The sequence below is a fragment of the Paraburkholderia sp. GAS38 genome (genome assembly GCF_050434965.1).
Taxonomy (GTDB): Bacteria; Pseudomonadota; Gammaproteobacteria; order Burkholderiales; family Burkholderiaceae; genus Paraburkholderia; species Paraburkholderia phenazinium_A.
The window spans coordinates 19,145-42,854 of sequence record NZ_JBNDJO010000012.1 but is presented as its reverse complement, the minus strand read 5'-3'; the positions used below and the strand labels follow the sequence as shown (position 1 = coordinate 42,854).

The window sequence follows — 23,710 nt, the reverse complement described above, 5'->3', positions numbered from 1 at the left end:
CATACGGTGAAGCTCAGGCTCTCGCCGTCGCTTTCTCCAGAACCGGGAACATGTCCGACGGGTCGGGGCGGCGCGTGTAATCCGGGTTGACCTCGGAATACAGCACGATGCCGTCCTGTCCGATGACGTAGCGCGCAGGCATCGGCAAGGTCCAGCTAGGATCGTTGTTAAACGCAGGCAGATCGTTCTTCAGGTTCTTGTAAAGCTCGACCAGATAGTCGGGCAACGCAAAGCGCAGTCCGAAGTCGGCACCCGTCTGACCGTTCACGTCGCTCAGCACCGGGAAGCCCAGCTCGTTGGTGCGCACGGACTTGCGGCTATTGACCGGCGTTTGCGGCGAGATTGCCACGACGTTCGCCCCATAGGCCTGAATCTCCGGCAACACTTCGTTGATCGCCTGCAACTCGATGTTGCAGTACGGGCACCACACGCCGCGATAGAAAGTCACGACCAGCGGGCCCTTCACGAGCAACGCCGCGGAAGACACGTCGTTGCCGTTTTGATCCTTGAGGTTGAAGTGAGGCGCGCGGTCGCCGGCCTTGATTGCGCGTCCCGCCTGCCCGCTCGCAATCAGTTCCGCGGTGGCGCGCTCCATCACCGGATGAATTTCCGGCGGCGCGTGAAACGGCGGCTTGCCCGCCTTGAAGTCGGCCCGAAAGGCGTCGAGTTTGTCTTGCAGTGACATGAGCGTTCTCCGTTAAGAGATATCTACGAATCAGTTGATGCATGGGCGCGGGTCGGACGGAGCCACTGGGGCTCCCGACGATGGCTCAGGCGGCGACAGCGGCAGGTTTGGTCCACTCGTTACCGGCCATGAAGGCGTCGAGCTCGGTGTGGACGATGTGGTTGGTGTAGTTGCTCATCACCTTGGTCGCCACGCCGAGGATCACTTCGAGGACGTTCTGACGGGTGTAGCCTGCGGCGAGAAAGGTGTCGACATCGGCGTCGGGAACGAAGCCCCGCTCACGCACTACGAGCGTCGTGAATCGATGCAGCGCTTCGAGCTTTGCATCCGGCAGCGGCGTGCCGGCGCGCAGCGCGGCGATCACGCCCGCGTCCATCTTGATCATCTTCGCGAGTGTGCTGTGACCGGCCATGCAGTAGTGGCAGTTGTTTTCGAAATTCGACGTCAGATAGACGACCTGCTGCTCGTGCGGCGTGAGTGTGCTCTTCGAGAAGAGGTCCCACAGCGCCGAGTAACCGGCCAGAAGCGCAGGCGACTCTGCCATATGCGCCTGAAGGTTGGGGACAAAGCCAAAGGCACGTTTGGTGTCTTCGAGGCCGGCCTTCGACAAGGACGGTGCGTTGTCGATCGTGTAGGTCGGGAAGGTGCTCATCGTTTGCTCCGGTGGGTTGACGGTGAGCAAATGATGACGGCGAGCGCCGGCGCGAAGAAGGCAGGCGCCGTCGATAACAGTCATTCCTGGCGGGCATAAAGCGACGGGCTGGCCGGGACCGGTAGCGAAAAAATTCAAAGCGGAAACTTGAATTCGCGATCTGCAAACCGCGCCCATGCTGCGAAAAAGAGGTTTGCGTTAAACCCCATCCCCATCCGCCGAAAAGCCATCTGTTACGGTTCGGAAAGCTTGCATCCATTCCGCTTTCAAACGATAATGATTCGCATTTATGTTTGTAATAATATCGCGGCAACCGGCACCGGAGCGGTCCGGCTTGCGTTGAGCGAGCGTTTGGAACGGGGAAACTTTCATGCACGGCGGCGGTACACGGCAACACCCATTGGCACATCGACGTAAGCGGAACTGGATCGGCACATTGCTGGCGGCGAGCGTGATCAGCACTTCGGCGCAAGCGGCGGATACGACCGAGACGCCGGACAGCAACACCAAAAGCAGTGCCAAACCTGGCGCGGAAAGCCGCGTAGGTGAGACCTCAGATGACGCCGGTCAACTTGCACCGGTGAAAATCACCGGTGAGAAGTCGCAGCATTTTGCTCCGGCGAGCGTCGAGACGGGGCCCTACAAGGGACTCGACGCGCTCGACGTGCCCGCCACCGTCAACGTGGTGACGCGCGACGTGATGGACGCGCAAGGCGACACGGGGCTATACGACGCGCTGCGCAATGTAGCGGGCGTGACGCGCCTGCAACTGAACGGGCTGGCGTACGACAATCTGGCGATCCGCGGCATTGCGCTCGATAACCGCTCGAGCTACTACATCGACGGCATCCTGCCCATCGACAACAATGTCTGGATGCCGATGGAAGACAAGGAGCGCGTCGAAGTGCTGAAGGGCGCGTCGGCGCTTTACTACGGCTTCACCGTGCCGGCCGGCGTGGTCAACATGGTCATGAAGCGGGCGGGCGCTGAACCCGTCACGAGCGTCACGGCACTCGCCGATTCGAACGGCTCGTACGGTGCGGCGGTCGATCTCTCGCGGCGCTTCGGAAGCGACGATCAGTTCGGCATTCGCGTCAACGCGATGGACGAACACGTCGAGACGCCGATCGACGGCGATCGCGGCTATCGCAAGTTCGTCAGCGCCGCGCTCGACTGGAAGATCAGCAGCAAGCTGAAGCTGCAATACGATTTCGAACACGTCGAATCCAGCATCGTCGAGCAGGCGGGCATCGTGCCGCTCACGGCAAAGAACGGCGTCATCACGCTGCCTGCCATCCCCGATCCGTCGAAGCTGCTGGTCAGCAACGCGCATCCGACCCAGGCGAGCGCCAATAGCCAGTTGCTGCGTGCCGACTACGCACTGTCCGACAACTGGAGCGTGGATTTCTCGATCGGCCAGTCGATCACGCGTCGCGACCGTTGGGCGTGGGTGTTCCAGAAGTACAACCTCGCGACGGGCGCCGGCTCCTTGCAGGCCAGCCAGCAGAACGGCCAGATGTACGAGAACAAGAACGTGCGGCTCGAAACGACCGGTGCGTTCAGGACAGGCCCGATCGGCCATACGCTGACCGCCGGCGTCATGCAGAACTGGCTGTTCCAGCCGGACTTCACGACCTATTTCTACACGGCGGCTCAGAATCTCTACGACCCGGTACCTGTCACGAAGTTGACGCCAAGCGGCACGCCGAAGCCGTTCTACGCGCAGCACGTGCGCAACAGCGGCGTGTACCTGTTCGACCAGGTCGATCTGACCTCGCGCCTGCAATTCATCGCCGGTGCGCGCCGCTCCGAGTACATGAGTTCGCAGGCGGGCACGCCGAGCCAGGACATCAGCAAGACATCTCCCTCCGGTAGTCTCAGCTACCGGCTCACGCCTGACACGAGCGTCTACGCGAGCTATGTCGAGGCGCTCGAATCGGCCGGCAGCGCGCCCGCGACGGCCGCCAATGCGAACCAGATCCTGCCTGCCGCCGTGAGCCGCCAGGAGGAAGTCGGCATTCGCACGCGGGTAGCGGACCGTGCGCTGGTGTCGCTCGCGCTGTTCAATCTGCGCCAGCCTTCGGCCGACACCAACGCCGACAACATCTACGCGATGGACGGCAATGCGCGCTTTCGCGGCATCGAGTTCTCGGTGCAGGGCGATGTGACGAGAGATGTTTCGCTGACGGCATCGACGGTCTATCTCGACGCGCGGCAACTCGACTCGTCGGACCCGACGCTGGTCGGCAAGACGCCGGAGAACACGCCGCACGTCACGGCGAGCCTCTTCGCCGAATATCGTGTGCCGGTGCTCGCAGGCTTGTCGGTCAATGGCGGGATGTACTACGTGGGACCGCGGCCCGTGAATAGCGCCGATCAGGCGTGGATCGGCGGCGCCACCATTTACACGGCTGGCCTGCGCTACGCGACGCGCCTGTACGGCAAGCGCGTTTCGCTCCAGGCCAACCTGGAAAACGCGACCAACAAGCGCTACTGGAGCGCTGCGGGTTCGAACCAGCTCGCGGTCGGCCTCGGCCGCACGCTCGAGCTCACGTCGACCATCGACTTTTGATCAAGGGATATCCGTTGAACGACATCGCAACCCGGACCGCCACGAATCCGGAATTCATCGAGCAGCGTCGCTCTCGCACGGGCGGCACGCGCTCGTTGCGCAGCACCTTTCTCAAGTGGCTGCGCAAGGTGCACGGCTGGATCGGCTTGTGGGGCGCGGTGCTGGGCCTGCTGTTCGGCGTGACCGGTTTTTTGCAGAATCATCGTGCGACGATGAAGATCAAAGTGGGCGGTCCGGTCGTGTCGACCGTGCAGATGCCCGTGCAGTCCGCTCAGTTCAGGACGCCGCGCGAACTGGCCGGCTGGCTGCGCACCGAACTGAAACTCGACCGGCCCGCGGAGCGCGTCACGCGCGATCCGGCCGGTCCGGTCACGTGGGGCGATCAGTCGGTCATTCAGCCGGAGCACTGGGCGGTGCGCTTCAACGCGCCGAACTATGTCGTCAGCGCGGACTACTGGAAGGGGGGCACGTTCGTCAGCGTCGAGCGTCGCGAGCAAGGCGTCATTGCGACGCTCGAAGGCTTGCATCGCTCGACGGGCGCGAGCGCCGGCTGGATTCTGCTTGCCGATTCGATTGCCGGCAGCATGGTTCTGCTGTCGTTGACGGGCGTGATTCTATGGACCGAACTGAACCGCAGACGCACGATCGGTGCGCTGATCTTCATGGTCTCGATCGCCACGACCCTCGTACTGGGCATGCAGACGCTCTAGGCCCGCTACGCAGGAGCGAACACCACCGCGCCGACATTGTCGATGTGCGTAAAGCTGCGAAAGAAACGGTACGTCTCATCGCCGACGGTGATCTGATTCGTGCCGGGATGCGTGTACTCGAGGATTTCGTCGGCCACGGCTGTCGCCAGGGTTCCGTGCGCGGTCAGTTGGGTTTCCTCGTCAGACGGATCGCCGACATACACCGAACAGACGTCGGCGCCATGGCGCATCATGACGAGGCACTTGCCCTTGTCGAGCGAGAGTTCAAGATACCCGGCCAGCGCCCGCAGCGATTCGGGCGGCTGCCCTTGCGGGCGGTAGGTCGCATCTGAAGTGATAGCCATCGTGCCGTCCCCCGTCAAAGACGTTTCGTCCTGAACCGAAGCTTACCCCTAAGGCAGGCACGGTCTCACTTCACTATACGTTCTCCACCCACGCGCTCAAAGCGCCTCGTGACAAAGCGCCATCATTCTCTGCACCATGGTGCTCGCGCCGTTGAGTTCCATCTCGTTGGTGAACAGCGCGTTCACGCTGGACAGCCGCACGGCGACGCCTGCGTCCAGCAAATCCTGACTGGCGATCTTCAGCGCAAGCTGACCGATCAGCACGCGGTCGAGCCAGTGCATCTTCAGGCGGTTCTTCTTGAGCCACTGACGGCAGCACTCCACCACATGGTCGACGCGCCATTCCTGAGTCAAGGCATACGAGGCGGCTGCAATCGCGACGAGGAAACACAGCAAGTCGGGACGCGCACTGTCGGGCTCGGTAAATTCAGGTTTGTTCATGTATCGGCCTGCCTACTGTCGTTACTCAGCGACCACACATATGGGCGCGAGCTGGAGAATCAACATCGGATTCCATGCGGAAGTCTAAACGCGATCGCGTTTTCAGGCGCTTGACGTCCCACCTCGGATCTTGCGCCTCAGACATTGCGCCGAGGCTACCGTAACCTTGCGTTACCGATGTCGTACTGCCGTTGCACTCGCCGTAAGGCGCGTCTTTTATACTGCGAACCGTTGTCCGTCACCCGGCGCTCAGGTATCGATCTTCGCAGACACGCCTGCCGCGCCCATCCACACACGAGTTATCGACACATGAACGCAAGTCGCATCAGGTTTGCCCTCTTCAGCGCCGCGCTGGCGCTCGCCACGATCGGAACCGCCCACGCGGCGGGTTGCATCAAGGGCGCGGTGGTCGGCGGGGTCGCCGGTCATTACGCGGGACATCATGCGGTGGTGGGGGCCGTGGGCGGTTGTCTCGTCGGCCGGCATCTTGCCAAACAGCACGCGCAACAACAGGCCCAGCAGCAGGCGGCGATGCACCAGCAGGTACAGGCGCAGTAATCCGCTCGATCCACCTCCCACGCGGTTTTGACTATGTTCTGACGAATAGGTGCCTATTTTTCGGGCATCGGTATAATGAGAGGCTTCTCCTCTCGAACGGTCTTCGCTCATGAGCCGCTTACTCTGTCTGATCATGCTGTCGCTGGGCCTGGTGCAGATCGCAGCGGCCGATGAAACCGACCCCGACCACGAGCGCATCTCCGCGTACCTGACGCAAAAGTTCGGCGTGGCCCGGGCCAAGGCCGAGCAGATCTCGGATGCCGTCCAGACCGCGGCGGCGAAGTATTCGCTGCCGCCGGCGCTGCTGCTGGCAATCATCTCGATCGAATCCCGCTTCAAGGAAAAGGCCAAGGGCCCGCGCGGGGCGACGGGCCTGATGCAGGTGGTGCCTGCCGCGCACCGCGGGCTGCTGCGGAACGTCAAGGACCTCACCGACCCTGGCGCCAACATCGAGGCCGGCTCCGCCATCCTGCACGGCTACATGCAGTCGGCAGGCGGCGATCTGAGCCTCGCACTGAAGAGTTACGGCGGCTCGCTGGCCTACGCGCAAAAGGTCAGCATGCGGGTCCAGACCTTCGCTCCCGTGGTTGCGAAGCCGGACGACGCACCTTCTGCCGCCGCGCAGCAGGCGGCGTGCGACGCCCACGCCACCGACGACTGCCCGGCGCCGGCGAGCGGCGCCCGTTCGTTTTACATTCCGTCGGCGAACGCCGCCGCGGCCGGACCGGCCGCGTTTGGCCTGTCGGCTGCAGCACCGGCTTCGGCGCCCTGACGGCATCGCGGCACGCAACCGGCCGCAGCCCCTGGCCCGGTCAGCGTGCGCCACGCTGACGAACACCCTACAAACCTTGTTGTTTCAACGTGTTACGTCGTCTGCGGGTTGTTTTCCGCTCCACCTGGCAACCGCTCTACAATGCATGCCATTCGACGTTAAGTCGTTCGCCTCCCAGAATCATGCGCACCTCATTTTCCAAACTCACCGCAGCGTCGCTGCTCGGATTGCTCGCGCTCGCCGCCTGTTCGAGCGCACCCCAGCCGAAGTTTCAGCAAGAACAGTTCGATACGGGCGCAAGTCCCTTCGCGCGTAATTTCAACGCCAGCACCACCGACACCTGTGAAGCTGCCCGCCGCGCGCTGCTAAGCCAGGGCTATATGACGACGTTGACGCACCCGGATACCGTCGACGGCACGAAGAATTTCCAGCCCACCGGCGATTCGCATATCGTGGTGGAGTTTCACGTCGTCTGTACGCCGGGCGAGGAAACCGCCGATACGAGCATCGTCTACGTGAACGCGGTGCAGAACGGCTTTGCGCTGAAGAAAAGCGATACGTCGGCGAGCGTCGGGCTGAGCGTACTCGGTTCGCTGTCGCTGCCGATCCGCTCCAACAACGACGCGATGGTGAAGATCTCCAGCGAGACGATCCCGTCGGGCACGTTCTACGATCGGTTCTTCGCCCTGCTCAATCACTACCTGCAGACGGTCGTACGGACCATGCCGGTCAAATCCAATGATGTGACGAGCACGCCGCTTCTGGCTCCCGCTGCGGTTCCGGTCGTCGCTCCGGTGCCGCTGGTGCCGGCGCCGAAGTTGGCGACCACGCCCGTAGTGGCGCCGCCTTCGAGCGCGTTGAACGTGCCGGTATTGACGCCGGTGGCGCCCACTGCGCTGGAATCGCCGGATGCGTTGGGCCGTCCCGACATGACGCAGGCTGCCAGCGCACCCAGCGTGAGTCCCTAAGGCCTTAACGCGCTAACACTTACGCTCGGCAAGGAGCGCGCTGCGCTGATCATTCATGGGTCGGCTCAGCATCATGGATGGGCCGTGCACACTTTTCCCCAATGGTTTTACTTCATATGTATACGTATGTAGTAATAGTTAACAAAGGGCGCGCCGTCCTGTGGACAAGCGGGAAATCCTCCGTCCGGTCAACGCTGTAACAAAACCATAACAATGCGGAGCGCGCGTGCAGAGCGCCAGCGGGCCGAGGATAACTTCGGCGTCGCGCCATCTCCTGCGCCGGTTATCAAGAATCCGCACACAGCCTGTTAGCGGCGCTATCCCGGAGTTGTCCATAGGGCTACGTGGATAACTCTGCGCCGCTCACCTTAAAGTTATCCGCCAGAACGCCGTTTAACTGTTGTCTGAGCGGTGCAGTCTCGTGGCACGGCGCTCTCCGGTGCGCCGCCGATCCCATCCAGCCTGTTACGGTCGCCAGCGCACATACTGCACTGCGCCAATGCGCGCACATTGGTGTCGGGTGGTGCGGGCATCCGGTACGCGCGACTTCAACCGCGACTGTTGCTATTTAGTCAAAAACTACACAGCAGTGCACCGTCCAGGCATAAAGTTAAAGTGCTTTATCAAGTTACTTGTGCAGTGCGGGGGTGTGCGATGAAACGCAGAACAGCACGACAGCTTGTCCGTCTCCTCTCAGACATCAGACATTCTGCCCATTGCAGTACGCTGAGGGCCGCGGCAACCAGCCGTGCCATCGAACTGGCGGAGGACGAAGCCGACGAGCCGTCCACCTCGGAAAGTGCCGACGACACGCGCGACGTGACTCAGGACGAACGCATGTGGAGAGGATCATGAGGGCCGCCAGCGAACAGTCCCTGCGCTTTCTCGTCGAAAAGTGGCTCGCCCCGGGCCCGTCGATTCCCGTTCGCGTGACCGAATTCAGCCGCACCCGCATGGGTGGCAGACGCTACGTGCGGGTCGAGACAGCCCTTGAGGCGGGCGCCCGGGGTCTGTTCTTCTTCCGGCACGACGACGGTTGCTGGTGCGTGTTTCCGCCCACGGCGGATAGCCGCAACGTGATGAACGACGCCGCCGGCATGCCACTGGCGATGGCGCGGGCGGCGTAACAAGCCCCGCAGCCTGATGACGCGGGGCATGCCGCCCCGCCTCGTCCCCTCGTTGAACCGCCATTTCTCCATGAAGAACCGCACCGCGCGATAATCGCGCAAACGCGCCGCTGTCGAGACTGAACGGTGGCGTCGAGCGCATTTCAGGCGGAAATCATGGATGAAAAAGACTGGATCGCTGGCGCGGCCAAAGCCCTGGCGATCATCGAAGCGTTTGACGAAGAACACGCGCGCATGACGCCGACGATGGTGGCCGCAAGGGCGGGGCTATCGCGCACGGCAGCGCGCCGTTATCTGCTGACGCTGCGCGAACTCGGCTATGTGGATACGGACGGCAAGCTGTTCTGGCTGGCCCCGCGCGTGCTGCGCCTCGGCCAGTCGTATCTGGATTCGGCGCGCTTGCCGCGCACGGTGCAGCCGTTCCTGCAGCGGATCACGGCGACCCTGCAGGAAACCGCGCTGGTGGCGATTCTCGACGAACACGACGTGGTCTACGTGGCGCGCAACGGCGTGAACCGGGCGATGGCGGTCGGCTTCGTGCTGGGCTCGCGGGCTGCGGCGCCGCTGTCGTCGGCGGGGCTGATCCTGTTGGCGTTCCAGGCGCCCGAGGAGATCGACCACTGGCTTTCGACCTACGAAATCAAGGTCTTCACGCCGCAAACCTACTCCACCGTCAAAGAACTGCGTGACGTGCTGGGCGAGGCGCGTCGTAACGGCTACGTCGTCACCGATCAACAGCTCGAACTCGGCATGCGCGGCGTCGCCGTGCCGCTGCGCGACCGTCACGGCTCCGTGGTAGCGGCCATCAGCGTCAGCATGCCGATGGGTCGGGAGTCGGCCCAGGCCGCCTTGCAGCGGGTGCTCCCGACGCTGCAGGAAACCGCCAGTTTGCTGCGCAATCTCGTCTAGATCGGGAGATCGCGGACCTGTCCCGCCTGGGCCAGGCGCACGCGCAAATCGACTGAAGGGATAACGAAAGAAACCTGTCTCCCGGAAAATACACAGGGCGTGATATGGGATGACAAACGCCCTACGCTGCGTGATACTCCCCCGCGGGGAGCCGCCAGGCGCCGCGTCGTCATGTCTGCTTCACCATGCTGTTCTTATTCATTCACATTGACATAGTCGTTCAGGTTTGGGGATTAACACATGAAAAAAGTCATTGCCTCGCTCGCAACTGCAGCTCTCGCGCTGGTCTCCGTTCAAGCTTTCGCACAGGCATCCGACGCAGCCGCGCCGGCCGCAGCTAGCACCGCGAAGCCCGCCAAGCACCACAAGAAGCTGAAGACGCACGGCAAGCGTGCTGGCGTTTCGGCGGCCGCATCGGCTGCCGGCACGAACGACAAGGGTACGCAGAACTAAGCGAGCGCTTTTGTCCGCCGCGCGGACCTCGCCGGTTCGCACCGCAGCCAGCCGACAGGCTGACGCGGACTTCCGGAACGGTTGAGGTTTGCACGAAAAAGGCCAGAGCCTCGCGCTCTGGCCTTTTTTTCATGGGATGCGGGAGATTGGCTTCGGGGAGCGGAGACGGCCGCAGGCGGGTGGGGTATGACGACTTACGACGCGTCCGCAGCGAGGCCGCGTTTGACGATCTCGGTCAGCAGACCGGTCATGCCTTCGGGATGCGCCGCAGCCCGTTCCTGTAGCTGGGCGACGAGATCTGCGTTGAGCTTGCAGGCGAACGGCACGAGTCCTTGCGCCTGGTCGAGCCTGCGTTGTTCGCGGCGGTCCAGCACCGGCGCGGCAGCGGAGGCCTTGCCGAAGCGGTCGGCGGTCGCCAGCTTCATCGAATTGGTCAGTTTCAGGGCCTTGTTCTTCTCAAGGTCGGTTTTTTTCATCGCCATACGGAATGCCTCTGCTTGATAGGTAATCCCGCATTGTACGCATCGCGCTGCCCTGCCAGTCAGGGGCGGGGTTCAGCGGGACAAAACGGCGTCTCTACTGGGGCGGCGCGCTCGCCCGCCATGCTGTCCATCAACGCGCGCATGCGCTGCCAGTGAGTGCCTTCCCAGAACACGCGGCGGCACACGTCGCAGGTGACGAACTGGGTATGACGCTCGAGTACGCCTTCCGGCGCGCGGCCGGCGACCTCGTCCTTGGCGATGCGCCGCAGCGGCACGTTGCAGGTGAGGCACAGGCGAAACGGGCGGGCGCTGCCGGCCAGATCCAGCCGGTCGAAAATCTCGCGCAACTGCGCCTTCGGTTTGAGCGCGCGCACGTAGCAGCCATGGGTGATGGTGCGCCGTTTGAGCAGCTCGCGGTCGCGGGTGAGCACGATGCGGTGTTCGGCGGCGGCCAGCACCTCGATGTCGGCGTCCGGGTAGTGGTTGTCGTAGAGCGTGTCGAAGCCCGCGAGCCGCAGCAGTTGCGCGAGGCCGCCGAGATGGGCGTCGGCGATGAAGCGCATCACCCGCAAAGGACGCTCGCGCACGCGCAGCAAGGGCTGGATATCGAGCGCTTCGAACTTCGGATAGACCGCCACGCGGTCGCCGTCCGCGAGTTGCCGTTCGAAGCCGACCGACTCGCCGTTCACCAGAATCAACTCGACTTCCGTGTGCGGCACGCCGAGCGCCTCGATCATGTGCTTGGCGGTCGCGGCATGCGCGCAGACGCAACTGAACGCGCGCCGGCGCAGCGGCCGGGCGAGAAAATCGTTCAGCTCCTCATAGAAGCGGAATGTCGCGGTGACCATCGTGCCAGTATGGCACCGTGTCCTGTGGCGCGCTGGCTGCGCGTGTCACAGGGCTGTGCTTTACTTCCGGTTCCTTTGAAGATGGGAGCAAGAGATGGACATCGGTTTTATCGGTCTTGGCGAGATGGGCGTCGCTATGGTTCAGAACATGCTGAAAGCCGGCCACACGGTGCGGGTCTGGAACCGTTCGCCGCAACGCGCCGAGCCGCTGGCCGCCGCCGGCGCCAGGGTCGTGAGTTCGCCGGCCGAAGCGTTCAGCGGCGACGCGGTGTTTTCGATGCTCGCCGACGACGCAGCGCTGCGCGCGGTGATCGACGCCCAGTTGCTGGAACACGCCCCGCGCGGGTTGATTCACGTGAACATGGCGACGATTTCCGTCGCGCTGGCCGAAGAACTGGCCCACGCGCACGCATTGCGCGGGTTGCACTACGTGGCCGCGCCGGTGCTCGGACGCCCGGACGTCGCGGCAGCGGGCAAGCTGACCATTGTCGCCGGCGGTCCGGCCGAGGCGATCGACCGGGTGCAACCGGTATTCGACGTGATCGGCCAGAAAACGTGGCGCATCGGATCGCTGCCGCAACAGGCGAATGTCATGAAGCTCGCGGCGAATTTCATGCTCGCGGCGGCAGTTGAAACGCTCGGCGAGGCGGCAAGCCTGGTGACGGGGCATGGCGTCGCGATGCAGGATTTTCTCGACGTGATCACGGCCGGTCTGTTCCCCGGCCCGGTCTATCAGGGCTACGGCAAGATGATCGCGGAACGGCGCTATGAGCCGGCGCTCTTCAAGGCGCGTCTGGGCCTGAAGGACGTGCGCCTCGCGCTGGCCGCGGCCGATGCGGTGTCGACGCCGCTGCCGGTGGCGAGCGTCGTGCGCGATAGCCTGATCGAAGCGATCGCCCACGGCGACGGCGAGAAAGACTTCGCGGTGCTCGGGCAGGTGTCGGCGCGCCGCGCCGGGCGTTGAGGGCAAGTTGAGGGCGCGTCGACGGTGCGCGCGGCGGGGGCTGGTTGAACCCGGAGACCGCAGCGCAGGCCGCGGGCGGGCATAATGCCTGTCCCGCCCTTTCCTCACCGTGTCGATCATGAGCCTGCATACCTGGTGGCTGTTCGTTGCTACCGTCTTCGTCGTTTCCGCCATTCCCGGTCCGAACATGTTGCTCGTCATGACCCACGGCGCGCAGCACGGGCTGCGCCGTTCGAGCGCGACGATGGCCGGCTGCCTGTCGGCGCTGGTGCTGATGCTGTCGGTATCGGCGGCCGGGCTGGGCGTGTTCCTCGAAGCGTGGCCGGCCATGTTCAACGGGCTACGCATGATCGGCGCCGCGTATCTGGTCTATCTGGGCGTCAAGTCGTGGCGCGCGCCCGCCGACGAGGCTCCGGTGCACGATGCCGACATGCTCGCCGCGAAACCGGCGCGCTCGCGTTTTGCGCTCTTTCGCAACGGTTTTCTGGTGACCGGCAGCAATCCCAAGGCGATTCTGTTCGCCGCTGCCCTGCTGCCGCAGTTCATCGACGCGAGCCGCCCGACGCTGCCGCAGTTCGGTGTGCTTGTCGCCACCTTCGCGGTCATCGAAGTGAGCTGGTATCTGGTTTATGCCGGCTTCGGCACCCGTATCGGCGCCAGGCTGAAGAGCCGCAGTGTCGCCAAGGCGTTCAATCGTCTGACGGGTGGCGTGTTCGTCGGCTTCGGCGCGATGATGGCGCTGGTGCGCCGCTAGCGGCAGATTGGGCCGTTGTGTAAACGCAACGTTGAGGGTCTACCCTAATTATCATGTTGCGCCGCACCAAGCGGTTTGCTAGTATTTGTCTTGTCTCCTCCATGTCTCCTCTGATATGGATTCAGCCCGCCCAAGTAGGCGGGCTTTTTTTCGTCCTGCGTTTCCCCCACTTGCCGCCATACCCCGATCCGTCCCGGTAGCATTGCCGGCGCGCATCAAAACTTATACGAAACGGCCAGGAACGAGATGATCGGGTCGGCCTTCAGTTCCGCCTTGCTCACCGCGAGTTCCGTACCGTCCGCTGCCTTGACGATCACCGACGAGGTGGTCTTCAGCGGGATATAGGTGATCGAGGCCACCAGACCCCAGTGATTCGTAATGTTGTACTCCGCGCCCGCGTTGAACACCGGTTGCCAGGACGACGAAGCCTTCGCCGACACCTGGGTGGTGCCCGGTTTGCCTGCGCCGGCGGCCAGCACCGAGCCGAGATTGTTCTGCGTCGACGTCACGAAGTTCGGATTCAACTGGATGTCGGAAAACCAGTTGTACGACACCCCGACACCCACGAACGGGCGGAACTTGGCGGTCGGCTGGTTGAAGTAGTACTGCAGGATCGCCGCCGGGCTCCACTGGCGCACGCTCTTGATGATCGGATTGCTCGACGGGTCGCCCAGATTCTGACTGCCGAGCGCGCCGGCCGGCCCGGGCGGCATGATCGTGCCGTGACCGTAGACCTTGAACACCGGCGGCACGCCCGCAACCGAGGTAATCGCAATGTGGTCGGTCAGGAAGTGGCTGAAGACGAGGCCGACCGTGTCCGCGTTGTTGGTCGACAGACCGGTGCCGGCCGAGGTGAATGAGTTCGGCAGGCGCAGCGGCGTGTTGATCGGCGTCGGCGCGACGTTGGTGGTCAGCGCCGAACTCGAGTCTTGCGGCGCGACGTGGAACCAGCCGAGCACGGCGACGTTGTCGCCCGCCTGCTGGGCGTGGGCGCTGAGCGACAGGCACGTGGCCAGCGCCGCGATAAATATTCTTTTCATGACCTTCCTCCTGGGGCGGGCATGCCTGCTGCGCGCGTCGGCGGGGTTCGATTCCCGCGTGGACGTCGCGCTCTGGGCAGACCCCGGCCGCTGCGGATGCCGCAGCCGGGGAGCGGTTGCCTCGTTACGTGGTGACAGGGTTCGCTGCGTCCATTACTGAACGAATGCGCCGATCGTGAAGTAGGGCGATGCGGGCGTCGTCAGATCCAGGTAGCCGAACACACCACCCGTGAAGATCATCTTTCCGGTCGGCGTCGTGCCCGTCGATGCGCCCACGTGGGTCGTCGTCACTTCGCCCGGCACCGTCTCGGTGAAGTCGAGATTCAGCGCCGTCGCGAGCGAAGCCTGCGACGCGTTGAACGGATCGAGCAGCGTGGCCTCGGTGCCTTCAAGCGCCGTCGTGCGGTAGTCGAACTGGCTGTCCACGCCGATGTACTCACCGTTCTGCGAGTTCACCGCGATCGTCGACTGTGGCGCGAGAATCGAAATGCCCGATTCGTCGTCCGCCAGCAAGGCCGCCGGATTGGCGACGCCGGTGCGCACCAGGATCGGCACCAACTGGCCGCGCAACTTGCCGACGATCATGAAGCCCTTGGCCGCCGGGGTCGTGGCGAGGGTGGCTTTGGCCTGCCCCTGGAAGTTGTCGGTTTCGAACGCGCCGCTGCCGTCCGACGACTGCACGAGGTTGGTTCCGGGCTGCTGGCACTTGCCGGCGTTGATGCCGCTGTTGTCGCACTCGGTCCAGGTACCGTCGCTGTTGATGGTGATCTTCGTGTCCACCGAGACCGGCAGGAAGTTCTGCGACGGAATCTGGTGATAGCCGAGCTGGTTGTAGGTGCCGGCCACGTTCGCGATGTTCGTTTCGATCGACGAGAAGCCGATGAACGGGTAGTACGGGAACGTCGTGTCGGGCACGGCGCCCACGCCGAGCACACCACCGAACTGAATCTGCGCACCGGGGATCGTGCCGCCCGCGACGCCTTCGCCGATGAAGACGCGCGCCGGACGGGTCGGGTCGAGGCTGGCGCCGTTCAACTGATACGCGCACTGGTTGAGCTTGGCGGTCGGCAGACCGGTTTCCTGGGTCAGCGAGCCGCTGACGGTCGTGCCCGCGCGCGTGGGCGTGACGGTGCCCGTGGTCGCTGGAACTGGCGATTCGACATAGGTGATCTGCCAGGTCATCTTGGTGGTGTCGATCTGCAGCTTGGCGAGTTCGCCGTCGCCGCCGCCGCCCGTGTAGACCGTGCTGTAGTCAAGCGTGGTCGGACACAGGGCTGCCGGAGCCGGTGCCGGCGGCGTGTTGCCGCCGCCGCCGCATGCTGTCACCAGCGGCGCTGTCAAAGCCAGTGCCGCAAGGAATTTCCATTTCATACTGCCCTCTCCTGAATGTTCTCGTTGTCGATGGCCGGCTCCCGGTCCGGCCATCCCTCGATCCCGCTGCGTCTCTTTTACTTGTTGACCTGTGCGCCGATGCCGAAGTACGGGCTCTCCGCCGTCCCCGAAATGGCCGAAGTCGATGCCACCCCGTTGTTTTCCTCGCCCTGGATGAGGATCGCGTACAGGCCGCCTCCGGCTATCGCAAAGCCGCTCGCCGTGGTCCCGCTGGTCGTCTGGGCCGTGACGCCGACCAGACCCGGGCTCGCCGCGACGCCGTAAGTCAGGCTGAAGCCGTCCTCGGCGCTCGACGTTCCCGGATTGACGAAGGTGCCGCTGGCTCCGTTGATCAGCGTCGCGGTGTAGTCGAAGTTCGAATCCGCGCCGACATAGCCGCCATCGAAGCCGCCCGAGGCCAGCGCCGTGGCCGGCGCGAGCATGGCGATGCCGGATTCGTCGTCGACCTGCAGGGCGCCGATATTGACGTTGCCGGTACGCACGACGAGCGGGATGGTTGCGCCGTTCAACTGGCCGAGGATCATGTGCGCGACGCCCGATTTGCCAGTCGGCAAGGTCTGGGTAATGATCTGCGGCGCTGCGGTGCTGTCGAAATAGCCGTTGCTGTCGAGCGTGTACGGATTGCCGGTGGTCAGGCAGCCGCCTGCATTGGGCGAGAAGCCCGAAGTGCTTTGGGTGGATGTGCAGGCGCCGGTGGAATCGAAGGTTTCGATAGTGCTCGTGCCGACGGTCGCGTAGTTGCCCGAATTACCGGATGGCGTCAGGTGGTAGAGCAGGCCGTTATAGGTCCCCGGCAGCTTTGTGATATCCGTGGTGGTGTTGGCGAAGGCGAGGAACGGGTAAAAGTCGAAGTGACGGTTATCCACGGCGCCGATGCCGGTCAGGACCCCGCTGAACTGCACCGTCGCGCCCGGAATGCCGCCGCCTGCCACGCCGAGACCCACGAAGATCGTCGGCGGATTGGCGGCGTTGAAATTAGCCGAGGTGCTGTAGGTACCGTTGGGTCCCGAGCCGGTGCCCGGCTCCAGCACGAACGCGCAGCGTATCTGCTCGGCGGTCGGCAGGGCGCCGGTAGGCGGATGCGCAACCGGGCCGGTGATCTGCACGCCCGCGCGGGTCGGCGACACGGTGCCGGTCGCCAGCGGAATGGGGGATTCGAGCCACGACAGCGTGTACGTCATGGCCGTGGCGTTGATGTTCAGGCTCACCACTTCGCCGCTGCCGGCGCCGCCCAGATACGTGGTGTTGCCGATATCCGCCGTCGCGGGACACAGCGACGCCACCGTACCCGAGGTCGGCGCGCCCTGCCCGGTGCAACTCGATCCGGAACATTGCGGTGCATTGACCGCACTCGGATTGCTGGCGCTGCCGCCGCCGCAGGCGATTAACAATGGAGCGGTGATAAGGGCCAATGCGAGGCCTCTGTTTATGGCGTCCCACATGCTGCTGTCTCCCTTTCGTGTAATTGTGCGAAGTAATTTCGCTGCACGCTTCAGGGCTGTCAATTGACAGAACCGTCTAAAAAGACCGATTCAAACAGCCTCTGAAACGTGCGACTCTTGCTACCGTGAGGTTGGCGAGCCTTTTAAACAAAAAACGATTTTTCGGGTGAGGGAGCTGCAGCGTTGCTTCGCCGCACACGCTTGCCTGTCAAGCCTTGGAGCAAAATGGCTCTATCATCTGCGAACGACCGTTCGTGAAAGAATCGGGTGTTTCCCCAGGCGGCAATCTATGCAGGCTGAATCGTCATGGTGAACGATTTACCGATCGCTGTATAACGGCAAGGTTCCGTTTAGAAGTAATTGGGACTAGTACTAATTAGGTATGCGGAATGAGACTTTTAAAGCGGGTATTTGAAACGAAAAAAAGCCGGTTTATGAAAACCGGCTTTTTGATTGAATGACGGCAAAGCGCCGCCGGGCGGAACGGGATTAGCGTTTCAATCCGCTGTCTTCGGCGGTGCCGATCGCGAGGTTCATGCACTGGATGGCGGCACCCGAGGCGCCCTTGCCCAGATTGTCGAGACGCGCGACGGTGACAAAGCGCTCTTCGCTGCCGAATACGAACAGGTCGACGCGGTTGGTGTCGTTGTTGGCCTGCACGTCGAAGAAGCCGCCGTCGAGGTTCGCTTCGGCATCGAACGGGGCGACGCGCACGAACGCTTCACCCGCGTAGTACTCGGCGAACAGCGCGAGCACGTCTTGCGGCGTGGCCTTCTTCGCCAACTGGTTCGGCGAGAAGTAAGTGGTGACGGCGAGACCCTTGTAGAAGTCGCCGACGATCGGCGTGAACACCGGTGCCGACTTCAGACCGGTGTGAGCCGCCATCTCCGGCAGGTGCTTGTGCGTGAGACCCAGCGCGTAGGGGCGCGGGCTCTTCAGCCTGTCGTTGCCGCCTGCTTCGTAGTCCGCAATCATCTTCTTGCCGCCGCCGCTGTAGCCGGTGATCGAATAGCTGTGCGCGGCGAACTCCGGCGCAACCACGCCGGCTTCGACCAACGGCCGCATGGCCAGCACGAAGGCCGAGGCGTGACAGCCGGGCACGGCGATGCGCTTGGCGGTACGCAGGCGCTCGCGTTGCGAGCGGGCCAGTTCCGGCAAGCCGTACGCCCAGTCGGCGCTGGTCCGGAACGCGGTGCTCGCGTCGATCAGCACGGTGTGGTCGTTCGCAACGAGCGACGCCGATTCGCGCGACGCGACATCCGGCAGGCACAGGAACGTGACGTCCGACGCGTTGATGAGACGACGACGCTCCTCGAGGTCCTTGCGCTTCGCTTCCTCGATACGCAGGATCTCTACGTCGGCGCGTTGCGACAGGTATTCGAAAATCTTCAGGCCGGTCGTACCTTCCTGTCCGTCGACAAATACTTTCGTGCTCATCTCAATCTCACTGGCTTACGGGAATACGGAGGCGCCGGAGTGCGCCGGAACGTCATTTTAAGACCGGATGGCGGCACGTGTGCGCAAACATCGTCGAAAAACGACGTTGCGCCGTGGAAATGACACTGAGATGACGGTTTTATGCGCCAGATGCCATCCGTTGACGGCGGGTTCGCAGCGCTGGGTGGCGCAGGATGGCACAGGGGTGACCACCTGGGTGCTTCAGCCGTCCATGAGCAGGCCCGCCGCCCGATCTCAGCGCGCGGCGTTCCAGCGCGCCGTCACGGCCACGATGCGCGCTCCGAATACCTTCGCCGTTTCGAGATCGCCCGACGGCGGCGCTTCTTCCGGCGAAGCATCGGCGGCCGATTGCGTCAGCAGGCCGGTAGAGCCGCCCACGTAGTTCAGGTCGTCGCGGGTCGCCGCCTTGGTATTGGCCGGCATGATGCCGGTACCCGCCCAGATCATGCCGTGCTGCATGGCCAGCGTGACGAAGTACTGGATGGTGGAGAATTTGTCGCCGTTCATCGTCGCGGAGTTGGTGAAGCCGGCCGCGATCTTGTCTTTCCACTTCTGGCCGAACCACGCTTTCGAACTGGCATCCGCGAATTTCTTGAAGTCGGCGGAAGCGCCGCCCATGTAGGTCGGTGCGCCGAAAACGATGGCGTCGGCGGCGTCGAGTTCGGCCCAGCCGGCGTCGTCCAGTTCACCGACCGCAAGCAGCTTCGCCTCCGCGCCGGCGCCGAGCGTGCCGGCAAGCACGGCCTCGGCGACCTTCTTCGTATGGCCGTAGCCGCTGTGGTACACGATGACAATCTTCGACATAAGACTCTCCATGAGGGTTGAGCGCAGCAGCAGGACGGGCGCCGTGGAACCTGCGCCCTAGCGTCCGTAGTTGACCACGATTCGCGCACTGCCGAGGGTGGCGGTGCCGATCTCATGATCGAACATCAGCGCCGGCCTGCCTTGGGCGAGCCGAAGATCGGTGGTGTTGAGCGCATACACGGTGACCACATAGCGATGCGCTTTGCCTGCCGGCGGGCAGGGGCCGCCATAGCCGTCGATGTCGAAGTCGTTGCGCCCTTCGACGGCGCCGATCTTCTTCACGTAGCCTGATGCGCTGGCATTCTCGGGCAATCGGTCGATGTTGGCCGGGATCTGCGCTACCGCCCAGTGCCACCAGCCGGGGCCGGGTGCATCGGGGTCGAAGATGGTGACCGCAAAACTGCGCGTGCCTTGTGGCGCGTCATGCCAGGACAATTGCGGCGAGCGGTTGCTGCCCTTGCAATCGTCCTGGTCGAAAACCTGGGCGGCGTCGACGGTGCCGCCATCGCGCAAGCTTGTGCTCGTCAGCGTAAACGGACCCTCGGCGAGCGCACGTGGCCCATGCGCGACGGCGAGCGCGAGGCTGAGCAACGCAATGGCGAAAGACGGTGTTCGGGTACGGGGCGAAGCAAACGAAACGACCAGGCAACGCGAGCGCATGTGCCGATTCTCCTTTGTCGAACGGAGTGAGCGCTTTAGCGCTTACTCCGATCCCATGCAAGGTTCTTGCGCGGATCGGTGAACCATCATCCTCACGATCATTATTGTCCCTATTTTGTGCCCCGCGGTCGAATGGCATCTAACATTTGCTTTGTGGGATTTCGCGCCACGCTCTGACGGGCCGAGCCGCCAGGAAATGGGCTATAGTCAGATGAATTGCGCCCGTGAGCCGGGCCGCAAGCAAGTTCACACATTTGCAACCTGGAACCTACAATTCAAGAATGACGCATGGCTGAGGTTTTGGAGAGCGTGTTATCAGGCAAAGGGAGAGCAATGCCAGATCCAGTCAGGGTGGTCGTGGCCGATGATCATCCGGTGATTTTGTTCGGCGCGGAGCACGCGCTGCTCAAATTCCCCGGCATTCAGGTGGTTGCGCGCGCACGCCAGTCAACTGAACTCATCAAGGTGTTGCAGACCGTCCCTTGCGACGTGCTGGTAACCGATCTGGCAATGCCCGGCGGACAGTACGGCGACGGCTTGCCCCTCATCGGCTATTTGCGTCGTAATTTTCCTACTCTGCCAATCGTCGTATTGACGATGCTCGAGAATGCGGCGCTGCTCAAGCGGCTGAGCGAACTCGGGGTCACGTCGGTCGTCAACAAGGCGGACGACCTGAGTCATATCGGACTCGCGGTTCAGCACGTCAGCCGCAATCTCGAATACATGAGTCCGTCGGTCAAGGCCTCGCTCGACACGTTGCGCATGAATGCGGGCGGCAAGAGCGACGAGGTGATTCTGTCGAAGCGCGAACTGGAGGTGGTGCGGCTGTTTGTGTCCGGCATGACCATCAAGGAAATCTCGGAACAGTTGAACCGCAGTATCAAGACCATCAGCACGCAGAAGAACACTGCCATGCGCAAGCTCGGCATTGATCGCGATTCCGAACTGTTTCAATACGCGCAAAGCAATGGTTTGCTGAATCTGTCGTCGTATTCGGTAGGGGAGCAGGGCGATTTACCCTGACGCGGTCCGCGGCTGTGTTCCGGCCGCGTGCGTGTGACGGATGGAAAAAGGGCTGCCTGTCGTGCCGACAGGCAGCCCTTTTTAACGTCAGCCATCCGGACTGGGATCGGACCGCGTTCGACGGTCCAGACTCAGTCGATTAAGGCGAGCTTACTGCGGCGACGCGGTCGCGCCGCCGTGCGCAGCCGACCACTCGGCCGGCGCGTGCAGGAATTTTTCGACTTCGTCGAGCGTCTTCGTGTCGAAGTAGCTGTTTTCCTTGGCGACGCGCAGCACGTCCCACCAGGTGGCGAGCGCGTGCAGATCGACATCAATGTCTTTCAGCACCGACACGCTTTCCTTGAAGATGTTGTAGTGGAACAGCACGAAGCAGTGGTTCACCGTCGCGCCGGCGGTGCGCAGCGCGTTGATGAAGTTGATCTTGCTGCGGCTGTCGGTGGTGAGGTCTTCCACCAGCAGCACGCGCTGGCCTTCCGTCAGCAGACCTTCGATCTGCGCGTTACGGCCGAAACCCTTCGGCTTCTTGCGCACGTATTGCATCGGCACCATCAGGCGGTCGGAGAGCCATGCCGCGAACGGGATGCCGGCGGTTTCGCCACCGGCGACCGCGTCGATCTGCTCATAGCCGACGTCGCGCAGGATGGTGGCTTCGGCCATTTCCATCAGGCCGCGGCGCACGCGCGGATACGAGATCAGCTTGCGGCAGTCGATATACACCGGGCTCGCCCAGCCGGACGTGAAGATGTACGGTTTTTCCGCGTTGAAGTGAACTGCTTGCACTTCCAGCAGCATCTTGGCGGTCGTGTCGGAGATCGTCTGGCGATCGAAGCCTGTCATGGGCGGATCCTTGGGTGAGAGCGGGGAGGGCGCGGGCGCAGCGGCCCGGTGGCGCAGCAAGCGGGGCATTCCGCGCCTGATGGGCGGAACACGCAGCCGGTCAGTGGAGTGCAGGCCGGTTTTGCTACGCGCGTAGCCCGACATTTTACCCGATTCGGACACTTCCGAGGAGGCTGTCGCGCGTGAAAACCCTTAATGACGGCTATAGCGACGGCGCCGCTCCGGCGCGACCGCCTTTTTTGGCTTGCTTGTGGCCCCGGCGGGCGCCGATTACACTCACGCGAATTTTCAGGGGCGGGCGGCCCCGGCGCCGATATCGTCACCGCAGCCGCGCCCTACGGGATGCTTTCGATGACTGTCGCCTCTACTTCCCCCACCTCCCGCGCGAGCGCGCAACGCGGCTATGCCGGCCGTGCCCTGCTCGCGGCGGTGCTCGGCTACGCGATGGACGGCTTCGACCTGCTGATCCTCGGCTTCATGCTGCCGGTCATCGCCGCGGACCTGCATCTTTCCTCCGCCCAGGCGGGCTCGCTCGTCACCTGGACGCTGATCGGCGCGGTGGCGGGCGGCATCGTCTTCGGCGTGTTGAGCGACTACTTCGGCCGGGTTCGGATGCTCACGTGGACCATCCTGATCTTCGCGGTGTTCACCGGTCTGTGCGCGCTGGCGCAGGGCTATACGGATCTGCTCGCTTACCGGACCGTTGCCGGTCTCGGACTCGGCGGGGAGTTCGGCATTGGCATGACGCTCGTCGCGGAGGCCTGGCCGGCGTCGCAGCGGGCGCGGGTGTCGTCGTACGTGGGGCTCGGCTGGCAACTGGGCGTGCTGGCCGCCGCACTGCTGACGCCGCTGCTGTTGCCGATCATCGGCTGGCGCGGCATGTTCGCGCTGGGACTCGTGCCCGCGGTGGTGTCGTTCGTCGTGCGGCGACGCGTCGAGGAGCCGGCATTGTTCGTCGAGCGTGCGGAACACGCGCGGCATACGCGGCACGCGGGACAAGGCGGCGCCGCACGCAAGCTGCCGCTCAGGCGTCTCGTGGCCGACGCACGCACCGCGCGCGTGAGCGTCGGTGTGGCGATTCTCTGTTCGGTGCAGAACTTCGGCTACTACGGCCTGATGATCTGGCTGCCCAGCTATCTGTCTAAAACCTTCGGCTATTCGCTGACCAAATCCGGCTTGTGGACCTCCGTGACGGTGCTCGGCATGGGCCTCGGCATCTGGCTGTTCGGCATCGCAGCCGACCGCTTTGGCCGCAAGCCGACCTTCCTGTTCTATCAGGCGGGCGCGGTCGTGATGGTGTTTGTCTACGCACACCTGAGTACGCCGTTCGCGCTGTTGATCGGCGGCGCCGTGATGGGCGTGTTCGTCAACGGCATGATCGGCGGTTACGGCGCGCTGATTTCCGAGTTGTATCCCACCGAGGCGCGGGCCACTGCGCAAAATGTTCTGTTCAACATCGGGCGTGCCGTGGGCGGTTTTGGGCCGGTCGTGGTCGGTGCGCTGGCGGCGCGGTATTCGTTCGGCGCCGCGCTCGCGCTGCTTGCCTCGATCTACCTCCTCGACATTCTCGCGACGCTTTTCCTGATCCCCGAACGTCGTGGCGCCGCACTCGACTGAGTGATCCGCTTCACGCCTGTGCGAACTGTCGTGACAGCGCCGGACACCGCTGTGCGATGACGCGCCGCAGCATTGCGGCGACCTGCGCCGTGCGCGATCAAGTCCTTGTTTCGCCGATGGTTAGCGCATCTAAAGGTCACGCGTAATGGCCCATGCGGGGTGTACACTAACTCCCCCGCAAAAGCTCTGTGCCGTCTT

The 23,710-nt window shown here is 63.4% G+C and carries 25 protein-coding genes; 12 read left to right on the top strand and 13 right to left on the bottom strand.

Going from position 1 to position 23,710, the window contains the following annotated elements; translation table 11 throughout:
* Positions 1-13: 13 nt before the first annotated feature.
* Both P3T42_RS25330 and P3T42_RS25325 read right to left on the bottom strand, forming a co-directional pair.
* On the bottom strand, positions 14-685 hold the full coding sequence (locus tag P3T42_RS25330) for a peroxiredoxin-like family protein (protein ID WP_429307553.1): 672 nt from the start codon (positions 683-685) through the stop codon (positions 14-16).
* An 85-nt stretch (positions 686-770) separates the two neighbouring features.
* Positions 771-1,337, bottom strand: a complete 567-nt coding sequence (locus P3T42_RS25325) for a carboxymuconolactone decarboxylase family protein (RefSeq protein ID WP_429307552.1) — start codon at positions 1,335-1,337, stop codon at positions 771-773.
* A 400-nt stretch (positions 1,338-1,737) separates the two neighbouring features.
* Here P3T42_RS25325 and P3T42_RS25320 point away from each other — a divergent pair, with 400 nt between their 5' ends.
* Both P3T42_RS25320 and P3T42_RS25315 read left to right on the top strand, forming a co-directional pair.
* Positions 1,738-3,909 (top strand): TonB-dependent receptor, encoded by a 2,172-nt coding sequence (locus tag P3T42_RS25320; RefSeq protein WP_253190242.1) that lies wholly within the window; start codon positions 1,738-1,740, stop codon positions 3,907-3,909.
* 14 nt (positions 3,910-3,923) lie between these two features.
* Positions 3,924-4,619 (top strand): PepSY-associated TM helix domain-containing protein, encoded by a 696-nt coding sequence (locus tag P3T42_RS25315; RefSeq protein ID WP_429307551.1) that lies wholly within the window; start codon positions 3,924-3,926, stop codon positions 4,617-4,619.
* A 5-nt stretch (positions 4,620-4,624) separates the two neighbouring features.
* On the opposite strand, the gene P3T42_RS25310 is transcribed toward P3T42_RS25315, so the two are convergent.
* Positions 4,625-4,963, bottom strand: coding sequence for a hypothetical protein (locus P3T42_RS25310; RefSeq protein WP_074301376.1), 339 nt, complete (start codon positions 4,961-4,963; stop codon positions 4,625-4,627).
* Between the two features lie 96 nt (positions 4,964-5,059).
* Entirely contained in the window at positions 5,060-5,404 is a 345-nt protein-coding gene (locus tag P3T42_RS25305) for a hypothetical protein (protein WP_074301377.1), read from the bottom strand.
* 309 nt (positions 5,405-5,713) lie between these two features.
* Here P3T42_RS25305 and P3T42_RS25300 point away from each other — a divergent pair, with 309 nt between their 5' ends.
* The 6 genes from P3T42_RS25300 to P3T42_RS25275 all read left to right on the top strand — a co-directional run bounded on the left by P3T42_RS25300 (position 5,714) and on the right by P3T42_RS25275 (position 10,191).
* Entirely contained in the window at positions 5,714-5,962 is a 249-nt protein-coding gene (locus P3T42_RS25300) for a hypothetical protein (RefSeq protein WP_074301378.1), read from the top strand.
* Between the two features lie 109 nt (positions 5,963-6,071).
* On the top strand, positions 6,072-6,734 hold the full coding sequence (locus P3T42_RS25295) for a lytic transglycosylase domain-containing protein (protein WP_074301379.1): 663 nt from the start codon (positions 6,072-6,074) through the stop codon (positions 6,732-6,734).
* Between the two features lie 182 nt (positions 6,735-6,916).
* The gene (locus P3T42_RS25290; RefSeq protein ID WP_429307550.1) at positions 6,917-7,702 is read left to right on the top strand and encodes a DUF2242 domain-containing protein; all 786 of its coding nucleotides are present in this window, start codon (positions 6,917-6,919) and stop codon (positions 7,700-7,702) included.
* 851 nt (positions 7,703-8,553) lie between these two features.
* A complete protein-coding gene (locus tag P3T42_RS25285; RefSeq protein WP_074301381.1) occupies positions 8,554-8,829 on the top strand; it encodes a hypothetical protein in 276 nt (91 codons plus the stop codon).
* Between the two features lie 156 nt (positions 8,830-8,985).
* Positions 8,986-9,738 carry an IclR family transcriptional regulator domain-containing protein gene (locus tag P3T42_RS25280; protein ID WP_074301823.1) on the top strand — a complete coding sequence of 251 codons (753 nt, stop codon included), beginning with the start codon at positions 8,986-8,988 and terminating at the stop codon, positions 9,736-9,738.
* Positions 9,739-9,978: 240 nt separating this feature from the next.
* A complete protein-coding gene (locus P3T42_RS25275) occupies positions 9,979-10,191 on the top strand; it encodes a hypothetical protein (RefSeq protein ID WP_074301382.1) in 213 nt (70 codons plus the stop codon).
* A gap of 194 nt (positions 10,192-10,385) precedes the next feature.
* On the opposite strand, the gene P3T42_RS25270 is transcribed toward P3T42_RS25275, so the two are convergent.
* Both P3T42_RS25270 and P3T42_RS25265 read right to left on the bottom strand, forming a co-directional pair.
* Positions 10,386-10,673 carry a hypothetical protein gene (locus tag P3T42_RS25270; protein WP_074301383.1) on the bottom strand — a complete coding sequence of 96 codons (288 nt, stop codon included), beginning with the start codon at positions 10,671-10,673 and terminating at the stop codon, positions 10,386-10,388.
* Between the two features lie 59 nt (positions 10,674-10,732).
* Positions 10,733-11,521 carry a Mut7-C RNAse domain-containing protein gene (locus tag P3T42_RS25265; RefSeq protein ID WP_429307549.1) on the bottom strand — a complete coding sequence of 263 codons (789 nt, stop codon included), beginning with the start codon at positions 11,519-11,521 and terminating at the stop codon, positions 10,733-10,735.
* A 94-nt stretch (positions 11,522-11,615) separates the two neighbouring features.
* Between P3T42_RS25265 and P3T42_RS25260 the strand changes: the two genes are divergently transcribed.
* The gene (locus tag P3T42_RS25260; RefSeq protein ID WP_074301385.1) at positions 11,616-12,485 is read left to right on the top strand and encodes an NAD(P)-dependent oxidoreductase; all 870 of its coding nucleotides are present in this window, start codon (positions 11,616-11,618) and stop codon (positions 12,483-12,485) included.
* A 118-nt stretch (positions 12,486-12,603) separates the two neighbouring features.
* Complete coding sequence (locus tag P3T42_RS25255; RefSeq protein WP_429307548.1) at positions 12,604-13,239, top strand: LysE family translocator; 636 nt, start codon at positions 12,604-12,606, stop codon at positions 13,237-13,239.
* A 215-nt stretch (positions 13,240-13,454) separates the two neighbouring features.
* Here the strand turns inward: P3T42_RS25255 and P3T42_RS25250 are convergent, their stop codons facing one another.
* From P3T42_RS25250 to P3T42_RS25225, 6 genes are all read right to left on the bottom strand, one after another.
* Positions 13,455-14,279 carry an OmpW/AlkL family protein gene (locus tag P3T42_RS25250; RefSeq protein WP_074301387.1) on the bottom strand — a complete coding sequence of 275 codons (825 nt, stop codon included), beginning with the start codon at positions 14,277-14,279 and terminating at the stop codon, positions 13,455-13,457.
* 153 nt (positions 14,280-14,432) lie between these two features.
* Positions 14,433-15,650, bottom strand: coding sequence for a DUF2957 domain-containing protein (locus tag P3T42_RS25245; RefSeq protein ID WP_074301388.1), 1,218 nt, complete (start codon positions 15,648-15,650; stop codon positions 14,433-14,435).
* Positions 15,651-15,727: 77 nt separating this feature from the next.
* Complete coding sequence (locus tag P3T42_RS25240; protein ID WP_429307547.1) at positions 15,728-17,113, bottom strand: DUF2957 domain-containing protein; 1,386 nt, start codon at positions 17,111-17,113, stop codon at positions 15,728-15,730.
* Between the two features lie 489 nt (positions 17,114-17,602).
* Positions 17,603-18,550 (bottom strand): N-acetyl-gamma-glutamyl-phosphate reductase, encoded by a 948-nt coding sequence (gene argC, locus P3T42_RS25235; RefSeq protein WP_074301390.1) that lies wholly within the window; start codon positions 18,548-18,550, stop codon positions 17,603-17,605.
* A gap of 255 nt (positions 18,551-18,805) precedes the next feature.
* Positions 18,806-19,375: a flavodoxin family protein gene (locus P3T42_RS25230; protein WP_429307546.1), complete on the bottom strand. Its 570-nt coding sequence runs from the start codon at positions 19,373-19,375 to the stop codon at positions 18,806-18,808.
* Positions 19,376-19,432: 57 nt separating this feature from the next.
* Complete coding sequence (locus P3T42_RS25225) at positions 19,433-20,035, bottom strand: YbhB/YbcL family Raf kinase inhibitor-like protein (RefSeq protein WP_074301392.1); 603 nt, start codon at positions 20,033-20,035, stop codon at positions 19,433-19,435.
* A gap of 333 nt (positions 20,036-20,368) precedes the next feature.
* On the opposite strand from P3T42_RS25225, the gene P3T42_RS25220 reads away from it, so the two are divergent.
* Positions 20,369-21,058: a response regulator gene (locus P3T42_RS25220; RefSeq protein ID WP_074301393.1), complete on the top strand. Its 690-nt coding sequence runs from the start codon at positions 20,369-20,371 to the stop codon at positions 21,056-21,058.
* A 150-nt stretch (positions 21,059-21,208) separates the two neighbouring features.
* Here P3T42_RS25220 and P3T42_RS25215 read toward each other — a convergent pair whose 3' ends face one another.
* Complete coding sequence (locus tag P3T42_RS25215; protein WP_074301394.1) at positions 21,209-21,895, bottom strand: orotate phosphoribosyltransferase; 687 nt, start codon at positions 21,893-21,895, stop codon at positions 21,209-21,211.
* A gap of 351 nt (positions 21,896-22,246) precedes the next feature.
* On the opposite strand from P3T42_RS25215, the gene P3T42_RS25210 reads away from it, so the two are divergent.
* The gene (locus P3T42_RS25210) at positions 22,247-23,512 is read left to right on the top strand and encodes an MFS transporter (protein WP_429307545.1); all 1,266 of its coding nucleotides are present in this window, start codon (positions 22,247-22,249) and stop codon (positions 23,510-23,512) included.
* The last annotated feature ends 198 nt before the right edge of the window (positions 23,513-23,710 follow it).

Coding starts and splice junctions, on each gene's coding strand:
- P3T42_RS25330 (WP_429307553.1), bottom strand. CDS start 685: ATGTCACTGCAAGACAAACTCGACGCCTTTCGGGCCGACTTCAAGGCG.
- P3T42_RS25325 (WP_429307552.1), bottom strand. CDS start 1,337: ATGAGCACCTTCCCGACCTACACGATCGACAACGCACCGTCCTTGTCG.
- P3T42_RS25310 (WP_074301376.1), bottom strand. CDS start 4,963: ATGGCTATCACTTCAGATGCGACCTACCGCCCGCAAGGGCAGCCGCCC.
- P3T42_RS25305 (WP_074301377.1), bottom strand. CDS start 5,404: ATGAACAAACCTGAATTTACCGAGCCCGACAGTGCGCGTCCCGACTTG.
- P3T42_RS25300 (WP_074301378.1), top strand. CDS start 5,714: ATGAACGCAAGTCGCATCAGGTTTGCCCTCTTCAGCGCCGCGCTGGCG.
- P3T42_RS25295 (WP_074301379.1), top strand. CDS start 6,072: ATGAGCCGCTTACTCTGTCTGATCATGCTGTCGCTGGGCCTGGTGCAG.
- P3T42_RS25290 (WP_429307550.1), top strand. CDS start 6,917: ATGCGCACCTCATTTTCCAAACTCACCGCAGCGTCGCTGCTCGGATTG.
- P3T42_RS25285 (WP_074301381.1), top strand. CDS start 8,554: ATGAGGGCCGCCAGCGAACAGTCCCTGCGCTTTCTCGTCGAAAAGTGG.
- P3T42_RS25280 (WP_074301823.1), top strand. CDS start 8,986: ATGGATGAAAAAGACTGGATCGCTGGCGCGGCCAAAGCCCTGGCGATC.
- P3T42_RS25275 (WP_074301382.1), top strand. CDS start 9,979: ATGAAAAAAGTCATTGCCTCGCTCGCAACTGCAGCTCTCGCGCTGGTC.
- P3T42_RS25270 (WP_074301383.1), bottom strand. CDS start 10,673: ATGGCGATGAAAAAAACCGACCTTGAGAAGAACAAGGCCCTGAAACTG.
- P3T42_RS25265 (WP_429307549.1), bottom strand. CDS start 11,521: ATGGTCACCGCGACATTCCGCTTCTATGAGGAGCTGAACGATTTTCTC.
- P3T42_RS25260 (WP_074301385.1), top strand. CDS start 11,616: ATGGACATCGGTTTTATCGGTCTTGGCGAGATGGGCGTCGCTATGGTT.
- P3T42_RS25255 (WP_429307548.1), top strand. CDS start 12,604: ATGAGCCTGCATACCTGGTGGCTGTTCGTTGCTACCGTCTTCGTCGTT.
- P3T42_RS25250 (WP_074301387.1), bottom strand. CDS start 14,279: ATGAAAAGAATATTTATCGCGGCGCTGGCCACGTGCCTGTCGCTCAGC.
- P3T42_RS25245 (WP_074301388.1), bottom strand. CDS start 15,650: ATGAAATGGAAATTCCTTGCGGCACTGGCTTTGACAGCGCCGCTGGTG.
- P3T42_RS25240 (WP_429307547.1), bottom strand. CDS start 17,113: ATGTGGGACGCCATAAACAGAGGCCTCGCATTGGCCCTTATCACCGCT.
- argC (WP_074301390.1), bottom strand. CDS start 18,550: ATGAGCACGAAAGTATTTGTCGACGGACAGGAAGGTACGACCGGCCTG.
- P3T42_RS25230 (WP_429307546.1), bottom strand. CDS start 19,375: ATGTCGAAGATTGTCATCGTGTACCACAGCGGCTACGGCCATACGAAG.
- P3T42_RS25225 (WP_074301392.1), bottom strand. CDS start 20,035: ATGCGCTCGCGTTGCCTGGTCGTTTCGTTTGCTTCGCCCCGTACCCGA.
- P3T42_RS25220 (WP_074301393.1), top strand. CDS start 20,369: ATGCCAGATCCAGTCAGGGTGGTCGTGGCCGATGATCATCCGGTGATT.
- P3T42_RS25215 (WP_074301394.1), bottom strand. CDS start 21,895: ATGACAGGCTTCGATCGCCAGACGATCTCCGACACGACCGCCAAGATG.
- P3T42_RS25210 (WP_429307545.1), top strand. CDS start 22,247: ATGACTGTCGCCTCTACTTCCCCCACCTCCCGCGCGAGCGCGCAACGC.